The organism is Gordonia sp. ABKF26 (assembly GCF_041103195.1).
GTDB classification, from domain to species: domain Bacteria; phylum Actinomycetota; class Actinomycetes; order Mycobacteriales; family Mycobacteriaceae; genus Gordonia; species Gordonia terrae.
Map to the genome: position 1 here is coordinate 3,417,370 of NZ_JBGCVZ010000003.1, position 16,233 is coordinate 3,433,602.

General features: G+C 67.3%; 15 protein-coding genes and 1 riboswitch. Of the genes, 3 read left to right on the top strand and 12 right to left on the bottom strand.

Annotation, left to right across the window (positions count from 1 at the left end):
* Position 1 precedes the first annotated feature (1 nt).
* The 7 genes from AB4Z55_RS15775 to AB4Z55_RS15805 form a co-directional block, all read right to left on the bottom strand.
* Positions 2-640, bottom strand: coding sequence for a riboflavin synthase (locus AB4Z55_RS15775; protein WP_101818961.1), 639 nt, complete (start codon positions 638-640; stop codon positions 2-4).
* A gap of 44 nt (positions 641-684) precedes the next feature.
* Positions 685-841, bottom strand: a riboswitch (FMN riboswitch).
* 82 nt (positions 842-923) lie between these two features.
* The gene (gene ribD / locus AB4Z55_RS15780; RefSeq protein WP_369520061.1) at positions 924-1,949 is read right to left on the bottom strand and encodes a bifunctional diaminohydroxyphosphoribosylaminopyrimidine deaminase/5-amino-6-(5-phosphoribosylamino)uracil reductase RibD; all 1,026 of its coding nucleotides are present in this window, start codon (positions 1,947-1,949) and stop codon (positions 924-926) included.
* A gap of 4 nt (positions 1,950-1,953) precedes the next feature.
* Positions 1,954-2,658, bottom strand: coding sequence for a ribulose-phosphate 3-epimerase (gene rpe / locus AB4Z55_RS15785; RefSeq protein ID WP_239398599.1), 705 nt, complete (start codon positions 2,656-2,658; stop codon positions 1,954-1,956).
* A gap of 52 nt (positions 2,659-2,710) precedes the next feature.
* The gene (locus AB4Z55_RS15790; RefSeq protein WP_369520062.1) at positions 2,711-3,271 is read right to left on the bottom strand and encodes a hypothetical protein; all 561 of its coding nucleotides are present in this window, start codon (positions 3,269-3,271) and stop codon (positions 2,711-2,713) included.
* Positions 3,272-3,491: 220 nt separating this feature from the next.
* On the bottom strand, positions 3,492-5,960 hold the full coding sequence (locus tag AB4Z55_RS15795; RefSeq protein WP_369521026.1) for a hypothetical protein: 2,469 nt from the start codon (positions 5,958-5,960) through the stop codon (positions 3,492-3,494).
* 41 nt (positions 5,961-6,001) lie between these two features.
* Positions 6,002-6,310, bottom strand: coding sequence for a hypothetical protein (locus AB4Z55_RS15800; protein WP_064570767.1), 309 nt, complete (start codon positions 6,308-6,310; stop codon positions 6,002-6,004).
* A 96-nt stretch (positions 6,311-6,406) separates the two neighbouring features.
* Positions 6,407-7,666, bottom strand: a complete 1,260-nt coding sequence (locus tag AB4Z55_RS15805; protein WP_354559845.1) for a DUF222 domain-containing protein — start codon at positions 7,664-7,666, stop codon at positions 6,407-6,409.
* 190 nt (positions 7,667-7,856) lie between these two features.
* Here AB4Z55_RS15805 and AB4Z55_RS15810 point away from each other — a divergent pair, with 190 nt between their 5' ends.
* The 3 genes from AB4Z55_RS15810 to AB4Z55_RS15820 are packed head-to-tail and all read left to right on the top strand — an operon-like array spanning position 7,857 to position 9,153.
* On the top strand, positions 7,857-8,192 hold the full coding sequence (locus AB4Z55_RS15810) for a helix-turn-helix transcriptional regulator (protein ID WP_064570765.1): 336 nt from the start codon (positions 7,857-7,859) through the stop codon (positions 8,190-8,192).
* On the top strand, positions 8,189-8,668 hold the full coding sequence (locus AB4Z55_RS15815; RefSeq protein ID WP_354559553.1) for an SRPBCC domain-containing protein: 480 nt from the start codon (positions 8,189-8,191) through the stop codon (positions 8,666-8,668). The genes AB4Z55_RS15810 and AB4Z55_RS15815 overlap by 4 nt, the downstream gene beginning before the upstream one ends.
* Positions 8,665-9,153: a dihydrofolate reductase family protein gene (locus AB4Z55_RS15820; RefSeq protein WP_354559555.1), complete on the top strand. Its 489-nt coding sequence runs from the start codon at positions 8,665-8,667 to the stop codon at positions 9,151-9,153. The genes AB4Z55_RS15815 and AB4Z55_RS15820 overlap by 4 nt, the downstream gene beginning before the upstream one ends.
* 147 nt (positions 9,154-9,300) lie before the next feature.
* On the opposite strand, the gene AB4Z55_RS15825 is transcribed toward AB4Z55_RS15820, so the two are convergent.
* The 5 genes from AB4Z55_RS15825 to coaBC form a co-directional block, all read right to left on the bottom strand.
* A complete protein-coding gene (locus AB4Z55_RS15825; protein WP_354559557.1) occupies positions 9,301-10,674 on the bottom strand; it encodes a transcription antitermination factor NusB in 1,374 nt (457 codons plus the stop codon).
* Positions 10,671-11,633, bottom strand: a complete 963-nt coding sequence (gene fmt, locus AB4Z55_RS15830) for a methionyl-tRNA formyltransferase (protein WP_369520063.1) — start codon at positions 11,631-11,633, stop codon at positions 10,671-10,673. The genes AB4Z55_RS15825 and fmt overlap by 4 nt, the downstream gene beginning before the upstream one ends.
* Positions 11,634-13,598, bottom strand: a complete 1,965-nt coding sequence (locus AB4Z55_RS15835) for a primosomal protein N' (protein ID WP_369520064.1) — start codon at positions 13,596-13,598, stop codon at positions 11,634-11,636. It lies immediately after the preceding gene.
* 64 nt (positions 13,599-13,662) lie between these two features.
* Positions 13,663-14,874, bottom strand: coding sequence for a methionine adenosyltransferase (gene metK / locus AB4Z55_RS15840; protein WP_211255327.1), 1,212 nt, complete (start codon positions 14,872-14,874; stop codon positions 13,663-13,665).
* An 86-nt stretch (positions 14,875-14,960) separates the two neighbouring features.
* Complete coding sequence (gene coaBC, locus AB4Z55_RS15845) at positions 14,961-16,232, bottom strand: bifunctional phosphopantothenoylcysteine decarboxylase/phosphopantothenate--cysteine ligase CoaBC (protein WP_354559560.1); 1,272 nt, start codon at positions 16,230-16,232, stop codon at positions 14,961-14,963.
* Position 16,233: the final 1 nt, after the last annotated feature.

The following is a 16,233-nucleotide window of genomic DNA, read 5'->3' on the forward strand; positions in this document are numbered from 1 at the left end:
CTCATTTCGTCCCCGCAACATCAGGAGTACCAGTCGTGTCCGAACCCAGATGAAGGCGCTCGACGTATTTGGCGATGACGTCGACCTCGAGATTGACCACGGTGCCGGGCCGGGCGGCGCCGAGATTGGTCTCGTTGAGGGTCGTCGGGATCAGGGAGATCTCGAACCAGGAGTCGTCGCCCGATCCGCCGACCGCCGACACGGTGAGGGAGACACCGTCGACGGTGATCGATCCCTTCTCGACGAGGTAGCGCGTGAGCGTCGCGGGAACGGCGATCCGCACGACCGTCCAGTTCTCCGACGGGCTGACCGCAGCGATCGTTCCCGTGCCGTCGACGTGTCCCTGCACGATGTGGCCGCCGAAACGACCGTTCGCGGGCATGGCGCGCTCGAGGTTGACGGTGCTTCCGGCGGCGAGGTCGGACAGCGAACTGCGGCGCAGCGTTTCGCCCATCACGTCGACGGTGAACTCACCGGGACGGAGGTCGACGACGGTCAGACACACGCCGTTGACGGCGATCGAGTCGCCATGACCGGCGTCGGCGGTGACCACTGGCCCGCGCACGGTGAATCGGGCGGCGTCGGAGAGATCCTCGCGGTCGGCGATGACGCCGAGTTCTTCCACGATTCCGGTGAACACGCACTCCTCCTGCTCGCTCGGAGCAGACAGGGCGGCCTCGTGTCGCCTGTTCTCTCGCATCCGGACTGTGACCGTCGGCTTCGGATTCGCACCGAATCTGCTGTCCCTGCCTGGTGGCAGGCGCTCGCGGGCTGGACGATGCGGATCCACCGCACCCTCATCACCGCCGGTGGGGAATCTCACCCCGCCCCGAGAACTGGTGACATCGACGCTAGCACGGTCCGCGATGTCAGTCGCATTGCGATTCCGGTGAGTGAAAAGCGTCGCCGACATGTCGCGTCGCTCAGTTGTCGCGCGAGGTTGTCGACGGTCGCGCCAGGGTGACGAGGACGTCCTCGCCGAGCCGGGTCACCGAGCTCGTGCTGAAGCGCAGGCCGTCGGCGAGGGTGGTCACCCCCGGGATCTCGACCGAGCTGCGACCGGCGCCCAGCACCAGCGGGGCGACGTAGGTGTGTACCTCGTCGACGAGTCCGGCCGCGAAGAACGCCCCCAGGATGTGTGGCCCGCCCTCGACCAGCACCCACAACGCGTCGGGCAGTGCTGTGAGGACGTCGGCGGGGTCGTGGGAGTCGACCTGGATCAGCGGGCCACCGGCGGGCTCGCGGAGGCGGGCGTCGGCCGGGAGGTCGCGATGGCCGAGAACGACCCGCGCCGGCTGGTGCGGATACAGCATGCCGTCGGCCGTGCGCGCGGTGAGCGTGGGGTTGTCGGCCAGCGCGGTGCCGGTACCGATGACGATGGCGTCGATCCGGGCGCGCTGTGCGTGCGCGTGATCGCGGGCCGCCGGACCGGTGATCCACTGGCTGGTGCCGTCGGGCGCGGCGATCCGGCCGTCGATTCCGGCGGCGATCTTCGCGGTGACGTGCGGGCGGCCGAGACGCTGCCGGGTGAGCCAGGGGCGGAGCGGACCGTTCTCGACGTCGGCGGCGCCGACTCCCCCGGTGACGCGCACCCCGGCGGCCCGCAGTGTGTCGGCGCCGCCGGCGGCGACCGGGTTGGGGTCGCTCACCGCGTAGTGGACCTCGGCGATGCCCGCCTCGACGAGGGCCTGCGCGCACGGGCCGGTCCGACCGGTGTGGTTGCACGGTTCGAGGGTGACGATCGCGGTGCCACCGCGCGCGGCGTCGCCCGCGGCTCGTAGTGCCATCACCTCGGCGTGCGGTCCGCCGGGTGGTTGGGTCGACCCGACGCCGACGACGGAGCCGTCGGCGTCGAGGATGATCGCGCCGACGGGCGGATTCGGTGAGCTGATCCCCATCGCCTCCCGGGACGCGCTGATCGCGCGTTCCATGGCGGCGGCGATGTCCATCGGGTCAGCCCTGGCTCTGAGCCCGAGCGGTGGCGGCCGATTCGCGGAGCGCGGCGACGGCCTGTCCGGGGTCGTCCGCACCGTAGACGGCCGATCCGGCGACGAAGCAGTCGATGCCGGCCTCGGCGGCCTCTTCGATCGTGTCCGCGTTGATCCCACCGTCGATTTCGACGAGCAGCCGCAGATCCTCGGAGTCGATGAATTTCCGGATGGCGCGGGCCTTCTCGAGGACCTCAGGAATGAACTTCTGACCACCGAAGCCCGGTTCGACGCTCATGATCAGCAGGGTGTCGAAGTCGCGCAGGATCTCCAGGTACGGCTCCAGCGCGGTTCCCGGCTTGATCGAGAGCCCCGCCTTCGCCCCCGCCGCGCGGATGTCACGGGCGACGCCGATCGGGTTCTCGGTGGCCTCGGCGTGGAAGGTGACGTTGTGCGCGCCGGCCTCGGCATACGGCGGCGCCCAGCGCTCCGGGTTCTCGATCATCAGATGGCAGTCGAGCGGGATGTCGGTGGCCTTCAGCAGGCTCTCGACGATGGGGAGTCCCAGGGTCAGGTTCGGCACGAAGTGCGCGTCCATGACATCGACGTGCAGCCAATCGGCGCGGGTCTCGCCCGGCCGCGCCACGGCAGCGGCCTCGGCCGCGAGGTTCGCGAAGTCCGCGGAGAGGATGGACGGGGCGATCATGGGCGCGGTACCAGCGGTGCACATGGTCGACAAGTGTAGGGCGCGGGGTTCGTACGGACGAAAGCGCTCCGGGGTCTCAGAGGCCGTTGGCCGGCCAGCCGGGTGTGGGTGGCAGCACCGGCCACGGCTCGGGTCCCGTCTCGACCCCGACTCTCGGAAGGTCGGGGTTCGGCGGCAATGCGTTGCACGCGATGTGGTCGGCCCGATTCTCCGGACCCATTCCCAAGCGGTCGAAGAACGATACCTGCCAGCTACCGAAAACCGGAGTTGAAGGCGTGATCTGATGTCCATGGCGATCAGCAGGCGGCAACCTCTCCCCTGTGCGTATGAACTCGATCGTGATCGGATACGCCCAACGTTTCCCGATATTGCGCCACTCGACGCCAGAATCCGATCGTTGCTCGATGGACAGCAACTCACTGCGGCATAGCGTGAACCGACTGCGATCACCGGCGTCCTCTCGGCGCAGAGGCCGCATAAACAATGTGTTCACCACCCGGCTTGTCAGGCTATTGCTCGCCACCAGACGGATTCGCTCGTCGGTACCTGGCGGCGATGCCGCCGCGAAACCCGGATATCCCCACTCCATCGACTGCCCCTCAAAGGCAAGTTCGAACGACTCCGTGTACGCACGCACAAAAGTTGCTTCAGCGCTAGACAGGTCGAGGATGTCTGTCGGAATCCACCGGAAGGAAATATCCAAATCAGGTGGTAGCCGCTTCCCAGCGGGTACTACCGAAGAGCTAGTCGTCGTTTGCTCGGAGGGCGACGGTGTTACACCACAACCAGCGATGAACAGGGCCATACTAAGCATCGCCGCGACAAAGACACCTGGCGAGCGGCCAAAGTTGCCGCCTCTAACGTTTGTAAGCATCTTCTAGGTTTTCATTGTGGCGATCAGCGAAAAGACTGATGTCTACTCGCATCTTTCTTTGGATGAACGAAGCAGCTTCGCTTTCGTCAGTAACGTTCGACATCACACCGGAGCGCTTCATTTCGGCGAAATCTGCGCTGCTGTCACCCAAGAACAGATCACGAAAGTCGGGATCATCCGCGAGTTCCGGATGGGTCTCGAAGTATCCCGCGAGAATCTGCACGTATTTCGCGTTGGGATTGACATCGTCGTCGAACATGTCGTTGCGCAGCTGCTGGATTTCCGGGTCGGCCTTGATCATGTCCGGATCGGTCGGTAGCCCGGACAAATTCAGCTTGACCTGGGGCGCCGCGGCGTCGACGAGTAGCTTGACGGCTGGATCAAGACCTGGAACCGCGGTGAGAAGCGCCTTCGCGCTGTCGAACATGGCGCCGGCAACCGCCGCGTCGTGGGCGGCCAGGTGTCTGCCGTCGATCTTCGTTTCCTCGATGTGTGCATCCAGTCCGCCGATCATGGCTCCTTCGAGGCGTCCGGTGACCTCTCCGAGCCCGTAGTCGTGCGGGTTCTTGCCGAACTCCTGTTGCATGACATCGATCTGCAGGGCGGTCAAGGAGTTGACAATCCTTCCTGCGGCTGCATCCGAGTTCAGTATTTCGAAGGTCGACTTCAAGTCGCTCGCGTCGACTTCCGACACTCCATGCGTGTGAAAGAGCTGTGGATCGGCGCCTGCCAGAACAGCAGTGTGCGAGCCGATCGCGGAGGCCAGCGTGCGAGTGAGCTCGGGGTTGAGTTCTCCCAGCGCCGGTTTCCGATCTCCTATATCGATCAGCGCATCTTTGTTGTCGCCGAAGTACTGCGTGAGCGCAGTCGAAATATTGCCGGCTCGCTGGCTTTCGAGTATCGCCTCCGGAGAACTGCCGTCCGGCGCATATGCCGCGCCTGGCATCCAGTTGAAGAGTTTGTTGATGCCGTCGCTCTCATGCCCCGCCTCATCGGTCCAATCGAACGTCAGTAGATGCTTGAGGGCTTCGGCATCCTTGAATGACCGCTCGGTGCCGTCCATATCGAACGTGGTCGGCATCGTGCTGCTGGACGGATTGCCGGTTGCCGACATCACTGCGTCGTGTACCGCGATGTGATCACTGCCCGCGACCCCGAGCATGTGAACCAGGAGACTTTCGACTTCGCCCTTACCGACGAGATTGTGATCCAACAGGCCCGGATTGGAGGCATATTCAGTGGCACCTGCACCTGCGATCTCACTGGCTCTCGCGATCAATGCCCGGTCGACGTCGCTTCCCAACTGCACGGACTCCGAACCGTACACTCCACCTGCCGGATCGACCGAGCGATGTTCCAAGATGTCCATCACCGACTTGAGGTCGTCGAAGGTCTTCAGATCGGTGACCGACCTGTGGCCGCCGGAGTGCGCGCCTGAGTCCGGAACCGTCAGTCGGCCCTTACTCGCAGCAGATTCGGTCAGCGCGTCCCGGATCGGCGCCGGGAGCTGACTCATCCCGCCGGTCACGAATGGTGCTTGAGTCCCCCAGATCTCGGCAAACACATTCGAGTCGGTCTGCCCGGTCCGCAGGTTGCGGTTCCCGAGCATGTACACACCGTCAGCGAGACTCTGCTTCAGAGTTTCTCGCTCAGCGCCGGTGTGCTTGTCGCCGAACGACACCAAGGCGCCGAGGGACAGTGGGTGCCCTTCGGGACCGCCACCCCAGTTCGGCGTATAGATCGCCTTCAGGTAGTCGAACTGCTCCTTGGGAATGACCGCAAAATCTCCGCGGGCCAGCGCTGCACGCTGTTCCGGGGTCAGGCTGGTCGCGCTGAAGAACCGATCCTTCTGCTCCCTCGTGGCGGTCCCACTCATGATGGCTTGGACATCGATACTGGCCTGGCCCGGTGAGTAGCTCGACGCCAACGGCGCATTGCCCTCCGCGTCCCCGAAGGCCGTCGCGAGCACTCGCGCCCCATTGCGATCGTCCTCACCCATCTGGTCTGCCAGTGACTGAAGCGAGAGGGTGGCCGTTTTGGCTTCTTCAGAACGCGACGCCTGGTCGGCGAGAATCGCACTTTCGGTCGCGCTCCCCGCCTCCACGCCCTTGAGCTCGGCCGCATAGTCCCGGGTGTCTCGTACAGTCCAGTCGTCGGCAACGCTGAATTTGTCCCGTTCCAGTCCGAGCGCGCGAAGCAGCGCCGTGGTGCGATTCGGGCCGATCGCTGACGAGGTATTTCGTAGGACGTTGGCAGCGTGGGTGAGGTCGGCGCCGAGCTTGTTGATCTCGACCCGATCAGAGCCGGCGCGGGCTTCACATCCGAGCTGTGAGGCGCCGACCCACCCCTTCGAGTCACCGGCCCTCATCGGCGCGTCCGCCATCGCCTGCGTCTGTTTCCGTAGACCATCCACCCCGGCGTCGAGCGCGTTCGCCGCAGCATCCAGCGACATCACGTCCCACCCATTGACAATGGACCTCGATGGTCGTGACATCAGAACTCGCTGATCGCGCGGAAGCCGCTGGCCAGTGACTCCTCCGTGTCGGCAACGTCTCCGGCTGCCTGGTAGCAGGTCTGCGACACCTGGTCCATCCTCGCCGCCGCGCGACCCAACAACGAACGAACAGTGCCGTCTTTGCCTGCGCACGCCGCGCCGATCGCCGACGCCGGCATCGCGGCCGACGCATCATCGAACGCAGACTTCCCCGACCACAACGCTCGCGTCTCCGACGAGCATCGAGCCAGTGTGTCGCCGACGCCGGTGATGATTCCCAGCTCCTCGACCCCGAACCGCTCAGCCATACAAACCCCCGAGTTTGCAGCAATCTACGACATGGCACACCGCCACGACGAACAACCTAGTACGACATCACCCCGCCACGCGTCCTCTATCCACACTCAGGACGCGGCGAGAATCTGGATCAGGCGCGTTTCGACGCCACTCCGTGTCCTCGGCCGGTGCCCGACCGCAGGTGGAGGCGCGTTCCGATGTCGGGCCCTGGTCGGTGTGATCACGTCGATCACGCGCACGCCGTCGACGACCTTCACGTCGTAGTACCAACCGCGGGCCTCCTTCGCGCGGTTGTGCACGACGCAGGTTCCGTCGGCGTTGACGGCGCTGGTCGGGCCGTGGCGGCGATGCGGTGTGGCGTGGTCGATCTCAGCGACCGGCGCACCGCAATACGGGGTGCGGCACCGTTGATCTCGTAGACGGATGTATCCGGCGAGTGCGGTCGGAAAGCCGCGCGATCGCGATTCCATCGTCACCAGCGCCCCGTTCGACGGTCGGGCATACAGGCGGCGGAGCGTCGACGCGGTCTCACCCTCCGGTGTCACCGAATCAGCGACCAGGTGTCGGGCGACGGTCGCCGGGATGGGTCCATACCCGAGGACGTCCGCAGCCGAATCGTCGAACCCCAGCAAGGACTGCTCGGAAAGGACGAGATTCAGCGCCACCGGCGTCGGCTCGGCGACGGAACGACCGGTGACGCGTTCAACCAGGGTGTCGGCCATGACTTCTGCGTGCGAGCGGCCATCGGACCCGCGCACCGAGTCGGCGTGTTTCTTGAGCGCCGCGTACACCGCGATGCCGTCCGTCATCGGCAGAAGTGCCGAGAACTGCGTCATCAGGTCGGGTGCCGGCCGGACGCTCACGTGACGATCCTTTTCCGCCTTGGCCTTCCGAGCCACCACTGCTTCGGGTTCCAACTCATAGGCATGAGACTTGGCGAGCGCCTCGATCTCGCGGTCGGACATACCCACCAGCGCCGCTGGATCACCGCAGATGCGACGGTCGACCTCCTCACGCGATTCACGTATCAGGAAGGCGGTCTCACGAACCAGGATCGTCGCGCGCCACTCGGTGAGGACTCCTGCGGTGAGCGCCGCCAGAGTATGCGGCATCTCGTGCGCCAGGGCGCGGGCGAACCCGAGGCACTGACTCCCCTTGCGAGGCGACACCTTCCGTGCCAGACCCACTTCGGCAGCCAGGCCGCGCCCGCGCCGCCGTTGAGGGACGTTGCGCGCGGCCTCGTCAGCCGCGCGTAGGTCATCGAGATTCGCAGTCTCACGCACCTGAGCCGCGGTGCAGGCCGACTTGATCTCCTCGAGAAGGGTGAGCCTGCCCACCGATTCCGACTCGTCGAGGCCGACCGGCATCGCTGACAAGCCATCCACGATGGCCCGCAGATGGTCGGTACCCAAGAAGGATTTTATGTCCGGAAATGCCTCGTACATACATTCGATAGTACCTGAATATGCGCTGTTTGGGAGCAAGTTTACGCAGCTCCGAGCAGTCTCTTTCATTTAGCCGTTGAGTTCAGTGAACAATCCTGCAACACTTAGCCACATGGCACATGGTTCGGCACCTCTGGACGACATCTTCGGCGCTCTGTCGGATCCAACGCGCCGCGCAGTCGTCGAACGACTGGGTCATGGGCCGGCGAGTGTCGGCGAACTCGCCGACCCCTTCCCCATCACCCTGCCGTCGTTCATGAAGCATCTCCGCGTTCTGGAGGACAGCGGGCTCGTCTTGACCAAGAAGGTCGGACGCACGCGGATGTGCACGCTCGACAGGCGCCGTATGCGCCGTCTGTCCACGTGGCTCGAACACCAACGCACCGTGTGGACCGAACGCACCGACCGTCTCGAAGACTTCGTCACCGACACCGAGGAGACACCATGATCGACCCCGAACTCGACCTCACGCTGCACCGGGTGATCCGCGCTCCGCGACAACGGATCTGGGATGCCTGGACCCGACCGGAGCTGTTCGCCAAGTGGTGGACGCCGGCTCCGACGGTCACCCGCGTCGACCGACTCGAAGCCAAGCCCGGCGGCGCGCTCGTGACCCGGATGAGCGAGGACGGAACCACTTTCGTCCCACACATGGACGCTGTCTTCCTGGTCGCGGACGCCCACGAGCGCCTGGTGTTCACCAATGCCGTCGACAGCTCATGGCGTCCCGCCGATCCATCGCCGGTTCCCATGACCGCGGAGATCACCCTCGGCGAACACGAGGACGGGACCGAATACAACGTCGTGGTGCGCCATCGCAGCCCGTCCGACCGTGACCGACACGACGAGCTGGGGTTCTACGACGGCTGGGGTTCGGTCACCGCTGCGCTCGCGGCCATCGTCGAAAACGAAGTCGTGCAGTGAAGATCACCGTCACCGAGTTCGTCACGCTCGACGGGGTCACCCAGGGTCCCGGCGCCGCCGACGAAGACACCTCCAACGGATTTCACGCGGGCGGGTGGCTGGTACCTCACATGGACGAGTACTTCATCCGCCAGGCGTCGGAGTGGCTCGATCTGGCCGACGGACTGCTTCTCGGGCGGCGCACCTATGAGGCATTCGCCCGCGATTGGCCCGCGATCACCGATCCCGACGACCCGTTCACCGCTCGGATGAACGGGCTGCCGAGGTACGTGGTGAGCACGTCGCTCACCGATACGGAACTGGAGTGGCAACCGGCTACCCTGCTGTCCGACCACCCCATCGACGCGATCCGGGACCTGCGCGCGGACTCCGATCGAGAACTGCAGGTGCACGGGAGCGCGATGCTGGCGGCCGCACTGCTCGAGGCCGGCGTCGTGGACGTTCTCCGTCTCGTCGTGGCTCCGACCGCACTCGGCTGCGGGTGATCGCTGTTCGGACGCAACGAGATCGGACTCGGATTCCGGCTGATTCGGCACGATGCCACTGCCGGGGGGGCTGTTGATCCTGGAGTACGAGCCGGTGGGTCCGGCCGCGGTCGCGGACTACGCGGGGGCCCGTTCCGTGATGGGCACCTAGTCCCGCGTCAACGCCGCCAGGAACATGGCGTCGGTGCCGTGGACATGTGGCCAGAGCTGTACGTGGGGGCCGTCGCCCAACAGGTCCGGGCCGAGTTTGCCCACCGTCACGAGCGGGCGGGCATCGAGTTGGCGCACGCCGTCGACCGATGCCACCACGTCGGCCACCACCGCGGTCGTCTCGGCCGGGTGTGGCGAACACGTCGAATAGACCACCACACCACCGGGTTTGACCAACCGCAGGGCTTCGGTGAGCAGTTGCTGCTGGAGGACGACGAGTTCGTCGACGTCGGCAGCGGTCCGGCGCCACCGGGATTCGGGGCGTCGGCGGAGCGACCCCAGCCCCGAGCACGGGGCGTCGAGCAGGATCCGGTCGTAACCACCATCGAGCCCACTGGACCGGGCGTCGGCGACATGGATGGTCACCGGCAGGTCGGACACGACCTTGCGGATCAGGCCGGCACGATGCTCGGATACCTCGACCGCATCGAGTCGGGCACCGTCGATCTCGGCGAGCGAACCGATGAGTGCGGCCTTTCCGCCGGGGCCGGCGCACATGTCGAGCCATCGACCGCCGTCGTCGGCGACCTCCGCCACGGTCACCGCACGAGCGATCAGCTGACTGCCCTCGTCCTGCACGCCCGCGTACCCCTCGCGAATCGCGGCGACGTCGCCGGGATCGCCGCCCGGCAGGTAGACGCAGTACGGGGAGAAGTCGCCGACCTCGCCCTCGCTGGTGAGAGCGAGTTCCTCGGCGGTGATGAGACCGGGACGCGCCACGAGATGCACCGGCGGTCGCTCGTCATCGGCGGCCAGCGCAGCCTGCAGCTGTCCCGCCGAACCGCCCAGCGCATCGCGGAACACCTCCGCGATCCATCGTGGATGCGCGTACTGGAAGGCGAGGTAGCCGACGAGGTCGTCGGCAGGTGACGGAGCGAGCTCCTCCACCCACATGTCCTCGTCCTTCTGCGATACCTTGCGCAGCACGGCATTCGCGAAACCCGACGGCCCCATTCCGTTCTCGGAACGCACCAGATCGACCGACGTGGACACCGCGGCGTGCGCACCGACCCTCGTCCGCAACAGCTGATAGGTACCCAGGCGCAAGACGTCGAGAACCGTGCCGTCGATGTCGGCGATGGGCCGTTTCGCGGCGGCCGAGATCACCGCGTCCAGCAAACCCTGTGCTCGCGCCGCACCGTAGGCCAGTTCCGTGGCGAAGGCAGCGTCGCGTCCTTCGATTCTTCTGTCCCGCAGCATCTTCGGAAGAACGAGGTTGGCGTAGGCGTCGCGTTCGCGCACTGCGCGCAAGGTGTCGCGGGCCGCCACGCGGGCGGGATCGAGATCCTTCTGCCGGAACTTCCCGCTCATCCCAGTACCGTCCCGTCGGTCAGACGCGCGCCGCGGGCCCAGTCGGGCGCGGGCATCGGCTTCTTTCCGGGCGGTTGCACGGTGCCCAGTGTCACCGGCTGCGAGCCCGTTCCGACGAACACCGCCTTCTTGCTGACCGCGAGAGCACCGGGCGCGAGTGAACCGTCCCGCACCGCCTCGGGCAGGCCGGGATCATCGGTCGACGACACGATCGACACCGGCCCCACCTTGATCCGCGCGTCGTCGAGACTCGTCCACGGTCCGGGGGCGGGGGTGTACGCGCGGATCAGTCGATCGATGATGTGCGCCGGCAGGTCCCATCGGACCTTGGCGTCGTCGACCTCGATCTTGGGCGCGTGGCTCACGCCGGCCGTGGGCTGTGGTTCGGGGGCGAGTTCGCCGGCCTCCAGGCCGTCGAGGGTGGACAGCAACAACCCGGAGCCGGCATCGGCCAGCCGTGCCAGGAGGTCGCCGCTGGTGTCGGTGGGCCGGATGGTCTCGGTCAGCACGCCGAAGACCGGGCCGGTGTCGAGGCCCTTCTCGAGCCGGAACGTGCTGGCGCCCGTCACCTCGTCGCCGGCCGCGATGGCGGCCTGGACCGGAGCCGCACCGCGCCAGGCGGGCAGCACCGAGAAATGCAGATTGATCCAGCCGTGTCGCGGGAGGTCGAGCAGTCCGGGTGGTACGAGCCCGCCGTAGGCCACGACGGCGCCGCAGTCGGGACCCCAGCGCCGGAGCACGTCGTCGACCTCCGGCTCGGACAGCCGACGAGGGGTGATCACCTCGAGCGAGTGCTCGTCGGCGAGCAGGCCGACGGGAGACCGCATCACCTTGCGGCCGCGGCCGGACACCGCATCGGGGCGGGTGATGACCCCGACGACCTCATGCGACGGCGAGTCGATGAGGGCCTGCAACGACGGCACGGCGACCTCGGGGGTCCCGGCGAAAACGATGCGCATTCATCCGATCGTAGGCGGGTCGATCTGCACCCGGATCGGCCCGGTCTGCCGATGCGTGTTCCGGCGTACCTGGCCCGCGACGAGCGCCTCCGCGAGGAACCGTCCGTCCTTACGCGGCAACCGCACCAGAATTCGATCCATCTCGTCATCTGCCGCGGCCTCCCAGTCAGCGCTTCCGGCGGGGGGCCGCACTCCTGGAGGTAGGGGCACGGGTCCGAGAACGTCCGCGTCAGTGGGCAATTCGAGATGCTCGACGAAGTCCGTGATCACCCCGGTCGGTCCGTCGACCGAGGCCATCGTGACGGCCGGCGGAAAGCCGAGTTCCACCCGCTGCCGCAACTGGATCGACGCGAATCCCACCGGGTCCCAACGGATCAGCGCTTGCACGGGAGCGAGTGACGAGTCGGCGACGATCACCACGCGACCGCCATCGCCGTGCGGCGTGACCATCGCGGCGAGTGCCATCCAGCGCCGGACCGCGTGCTCCTCGGCGCGCAGGTCGGCACGGTCGAGCTGCGCCCAGGTGTCGATGACGACCGCCGCGCCGTACCCGCCCGGAGCCACTGGTTCGGCGCCCGGTGTCGCGACCACGAGCCGCGCACCGGGTTCGATCTCGTCGAGGATCGTGTCGCCCCCGCTGGTCAGGACGGGCACACCGGCGAACGCGCGACCCAGCTCCTCGGCCGTCCGGCGAGCGCCGGTCACCGTCGCCCGCACCGAGGTGTTGCCGCACTCCGGGCAGCGGAAGGACCGTTCGGGACGCCCACACCATCGGCAGCTCAGCCGCTGGTCGGCGTCGAGTTGGAGGGGACCGTGACAGGCGCGGCAGCGCGCGTGTTCCCGGCAGCGCGTGCACGCCAGCGACGGCACATACCCGCGCCGCGGGACGCTGAACACCACCGGACGATCGGCCGCGAACGCCGAGCGTGCCGCGTCGAACGCGACTTCGGGGATACGTGCCGACCTCGCCATGGGGTCGCGTGCGATCTGGCGGTCGTCGTCGGAGATGGCCTGGACGCGTGGGCTGCGGCCACGGACGGTCGCGCGATCGGCGACGAGATCGTGCGCCCAGCCCGACGCGACCAGCGCCTGGGCCTCGGCGGTCCGGGCGAAACCGCCGAGCAGCAGGCCGCATCGCTCGTGGTGCGAGCGCAGCACCGCAACCTCGCGGGGGTGCGGATACGGCGCCCGCGGGTCCGACATGCTGTCGTCGCCGTCATCCCACACGACGACGAGGCCGAGATCGGCGACCGGCGCGAACACCGCGCTGCGGGTGCCGATCACCAGTTGCGCGGCGCCCCGCCGCACGGCCAGCCACCTGCGATAGCGCGCGGTGGGTCCGAGACCGGCCGACAGCGCGACACCACGATCGCCGATCAGCGGCTCACACTCCGCCCATACGCGATCGAGATCCCGCTGATCGGGGACGATGAGAATGCACCCGCGCCCGGACGCGAGCGTCGCCGCGGCGAGCTCGGCGAGACGACGTGGCCAGTCCTCCCCCGGCAGGGCCTGCCAGACGGCGCGCGGATGGCCGTCGACGAGATTCTCGACGTAGGAATCGGCGAGCGGATACCGATGCCAGTCGGCGAGCTCGGGCGTCTCCACGACGGAAGTCGGTTCTGGAGTCGTCTCCTTCTCGGTGCGCGCGTGCCGCGGCGGGATCGCCAGACGCACGACGTCGCCCATGGTCCCCGCATACCGATCGGCCACGGCGCGACATAGCGTCGCCAGTTGCGGGGTCAGCACCGGTTCCGCGGACACGACACGGTCGAGCCATCCCAGCTTGCCGGGGTGATCGCTCTTCTCGATGCGATCGAGAAGGTAACCGTCGACGAGCCGGCCGGAGAATCGCACGCGGACGCGCACGCCGGGCTGCGCGGCCTCGTCCTGGTCGGCGTCGATCAGGTAGTCGAACGGCCGGTCGAGATGCGCGAGTCCCAGAACAGGCAGAACACGGGCCACCGGCAGCTCAGCGGCCGGGACCCGTGCTCCTTTGGGTGTCAGTGAGAGTACTTCCGCAGAGGGTCTACAGACCCGCGGCGGCCCGCAGCTTCTCCGCGCGGTCGGTCCGCTCCCACGGCAGGTCGACGTCGGTGCGGCCGAAGTGGCCGTAGGCAGCGGTCGGCGCGTAGATCGGGCGCAACAGGTCCAGGTCGCGGATGATCGCGAGCGGACGCAGGTCGAAGTTCTCCTTGATGACGCGCTCGATGACGGCCGGATCGACCTTCTCGGTGCCGAAGGTCTCGACGAACAACCCGACCGGTGCGGCCTTGCCGATGGCATAGGCGACCTGGACCTCGATGCGGTTGGCGAGCCCCGCCGCCACGGCGTTCTTGGCGACCCAGCGCATCGCGTAGGCGGCGCTGCGGTCGACCTTCGAGGGATCCTTGCCGGAGAACGCGCCACCCCCGTGGCGGGCCATGCCGCCGTAGGTGTCGACGATGATCTTGCGACCGGTCAGCCCGGCGTCACCCATCGGACCGCCGAGGACGAACTTGCCGGTGGGGTTGACCAGGAGGCGGTAGTCGGTGGTGTCGAGGGTCGGCAGGTCGATCTCGGCGAGTACCGCGTCGACGACCTGCTTCTTGATGTCCGGGGTGAGGAGGTTGTCGAGGTCGATGTCGGCCGCGTGCTGCGTCGACAGGACCACGGTGTCCAGACGAACCGGCGTGTCACCGTCGTACTCGATGGTGACCTGTGTCTTGCCGTCCGGGCGCAGGTACGGCAGCGTGCCGTTCTTGCGCACCTCGGTGAGGCGGCGCGACAGGCGGTGGGCCAGCGCGATCGGCACCGGCATGAGCTCGGGGGTCTCGTTGGTGGCGTAGCCGAACATGAGGCCCTGGTCGCCGGCGCCCTGGCTGTCGATCTCGTCCTCCGAGATGCCGCTGCGGCTCTCGTGCGAGTTGAAGACGCCGCCGGCGATGTCCGGGGACTGCGCACCGATGGCGACGTTCACGCCGCATGACGCACCGTCGAATCCCTTCGTCGAGGAGTCGTAGCCGATCTCGAGGACCTTGTCGCGCACGATCTTGGGGATGTCGGCGTAGGCGGTGGTGGTGACCTCGCCGGCGACGTGCACCTGCCCGGTGGTCACGAGGGTCTCGACCGCGACACGCGCCTTCGGATCGTCGGTGAGGATGGCGTCGAGAATCGAGTCGCTGATCGCGTCACAGATCTTGTCGGGGTGTCCCTCGGTGACGGATTCGCTCGTGAACAGGCGTGACGAGGTGGTCATCAGATCCTCTCGAGATCTACGCGCGTCGGTGGTCGACGCGCCGCTGGCAGTGTCGGCCAGGTCCGACTGGCCGGGTGAATACATCCAACCTAATCGGTCGGTCGAGCTCCTCGACCATCAGGCACCAGTTGGCGCACTTCGTCAAGTATCCGGCTCGACATGAGTGTTTTCGACCCGAAGGGCAATGCGGTCTCGTCGCCGGTGGCGGCGAGCAACCAACCGGTGTTGTCCGCGGTCCCGAAGGCCTTGCCGTCGCCGACGGCGTTGACGACGAGCAGGTCACAGCCCTTGCGAGCGAGTTTTGCGCGACCGTGGTCGAGGACTCCGCCCGTCTCGTCGCCGGTCTCGGCGGCGAAGCCGACGATCACCGTCTCGCGGGGGATCCGGCCCTCGTCGCGGGCGGTGACCAGCCCGCGCAGGATGTCGGGGTTGGTGGTGAGTTCGATGGGCGCCGGGCCCGTGTCGCCCTTCTTGATCTTGGCGTCGGCGACGGCGATCGGGCGGAAGTCCGCGACCGCGGCGGCCATGATGACGACGTCGGCGTCGGCCGCGCGCTTGGTCATCTCGTCGGCGAGTTGTTCGGCGGTCGAGATCCGCACGATCGACACACCGGCCGGGTCACCCGGGTCGGCGGTGGACCCGGCGACGACGGTGACGCTCGCACCGCGTTGCGCAGCGGCGCGGGCAAGCGCGAAGCCCTGCTTGCCGGAGCTGTGATTGCCGAGGTAGCGGACCGGGTCGAGTGGTTCTCGGGTGCCGCCGGCACTGATGAGCACCCGGACCCCGGCGAGGTCGTATGGGAGTGCATCGGACCGGGCGAGGAGCAGTTCACCGATCAGTGCGATCTCCTGCGGGTCCGGGAGGCGGCCGCGGCCGGAGTCGGTACCCGTCAGGCGCCCCGACGCCGGGGTCATCACGACCGAGCCGTGGGACCGGAGCGTCGCCACATTGGCCTGCGTGGCGGGGTGCTCCCACATCTCGGTGTGCATGGCCGGGACGAACAGCACCGGACAGCGGACGGTCAGCAGCGACGCGGTCAGCAGATCGTCGGCGCGTCCCTGGGCGGCGCGGGCCATGAGGTCGGCGGTGGCCGGGGCGATGACGACCAGGTCGGCACCCTGCCCGAGGCGGACGTGGGCGACCTCGTCGACGTCGTCGAACACGGTCGTGGAGACGGGATTACCGCTCAGCGCCTCGAAGGTCGCCTTGCCGACGAACTCGAGTGCTGCCGGCGTCGGCACGACACGGACGTCGTTGCCGGCCTCGGTGAAGTGCCGGATCACCGAACAGACCTTGTAGGCCGCGATCCCGCCGCCGACGCCGATCAGGACGCGACGCCGGGTTCCGGTCGCTGTCGTCATC

Bases quoted from the DNA above. Each gene is read 5' to 3' on its own strand.
- ribD (WP_369520061.1), bottom strand. From the start codon at position 1,949: ATGGACATCGCCGCCGCCATGGAACGCGCGATCAGCGCGTCCCGGGAG.
- rpe (WP_239398599.1), bottom strand. From the start codon at position 2,658: ATGTGCACCGCTGGTACCGCGCCCATGATCGCCCCGTCCATCCTCTCC.
- AB4Z55_RS15795 (WP_369521026.1), bottom strand. From the start codon at position 5,960: ATGTCGCTGGATGCTGCGGCGAACGCGCTCGACGCCGGGGTGGATGGT.
- AB4Z55_RS15800 (WP_064570767.1), bottom strand. From the start codon at position 6,310: ATGGCTGAGCGGTTCGGGGTCGAGGAGCTGGGAATCATCACCGGCGTC.
- AB4Z55_RS15805 (WP_354559845.1), bottom strand. From the start codon at position 7,666: ATGCCGGTCGGCCTCGACGAGTCGGAATCGGTGGGCAGGCTCACCCTT.
- AB4Z55_RS15810 (WP_064570765.1), top strand. From the start codon at position 7,857: ATGGCACATGGTTCGGCACCTCTGGACGACATCTTCGGCGCTCTGTCG.
- AB4Z55_RS15815 (WP_354559553.1), top strand. From the start codon at position 8,189: ATGATCGACCCCGAACTCGACCTCACGCTGCACCGGGTGATCCGCGCT.
- AB4Z55_RS15825 (WP_354559557.1), bottom strand. From the start codon at position 10,674: ATGAGCGGGAAGTTCCGGCAGAAGGATCTCGATCCCGCCCGCGTGGCG.
- fmt (WP_369520063.1), bottom strand. From the start codon at position 11,633: ATGCGCATCGTTTTCGCCGGGACCCCCGAGGTCGCCGTGCCGTCGTTG.
- coaBC (WP_354559560.1), bottom strand. From the start codon at position 16,232: ATGACGACAGCGACCGGAACCCGGCGTCGCGTCCTGATCGGCGTCGGC.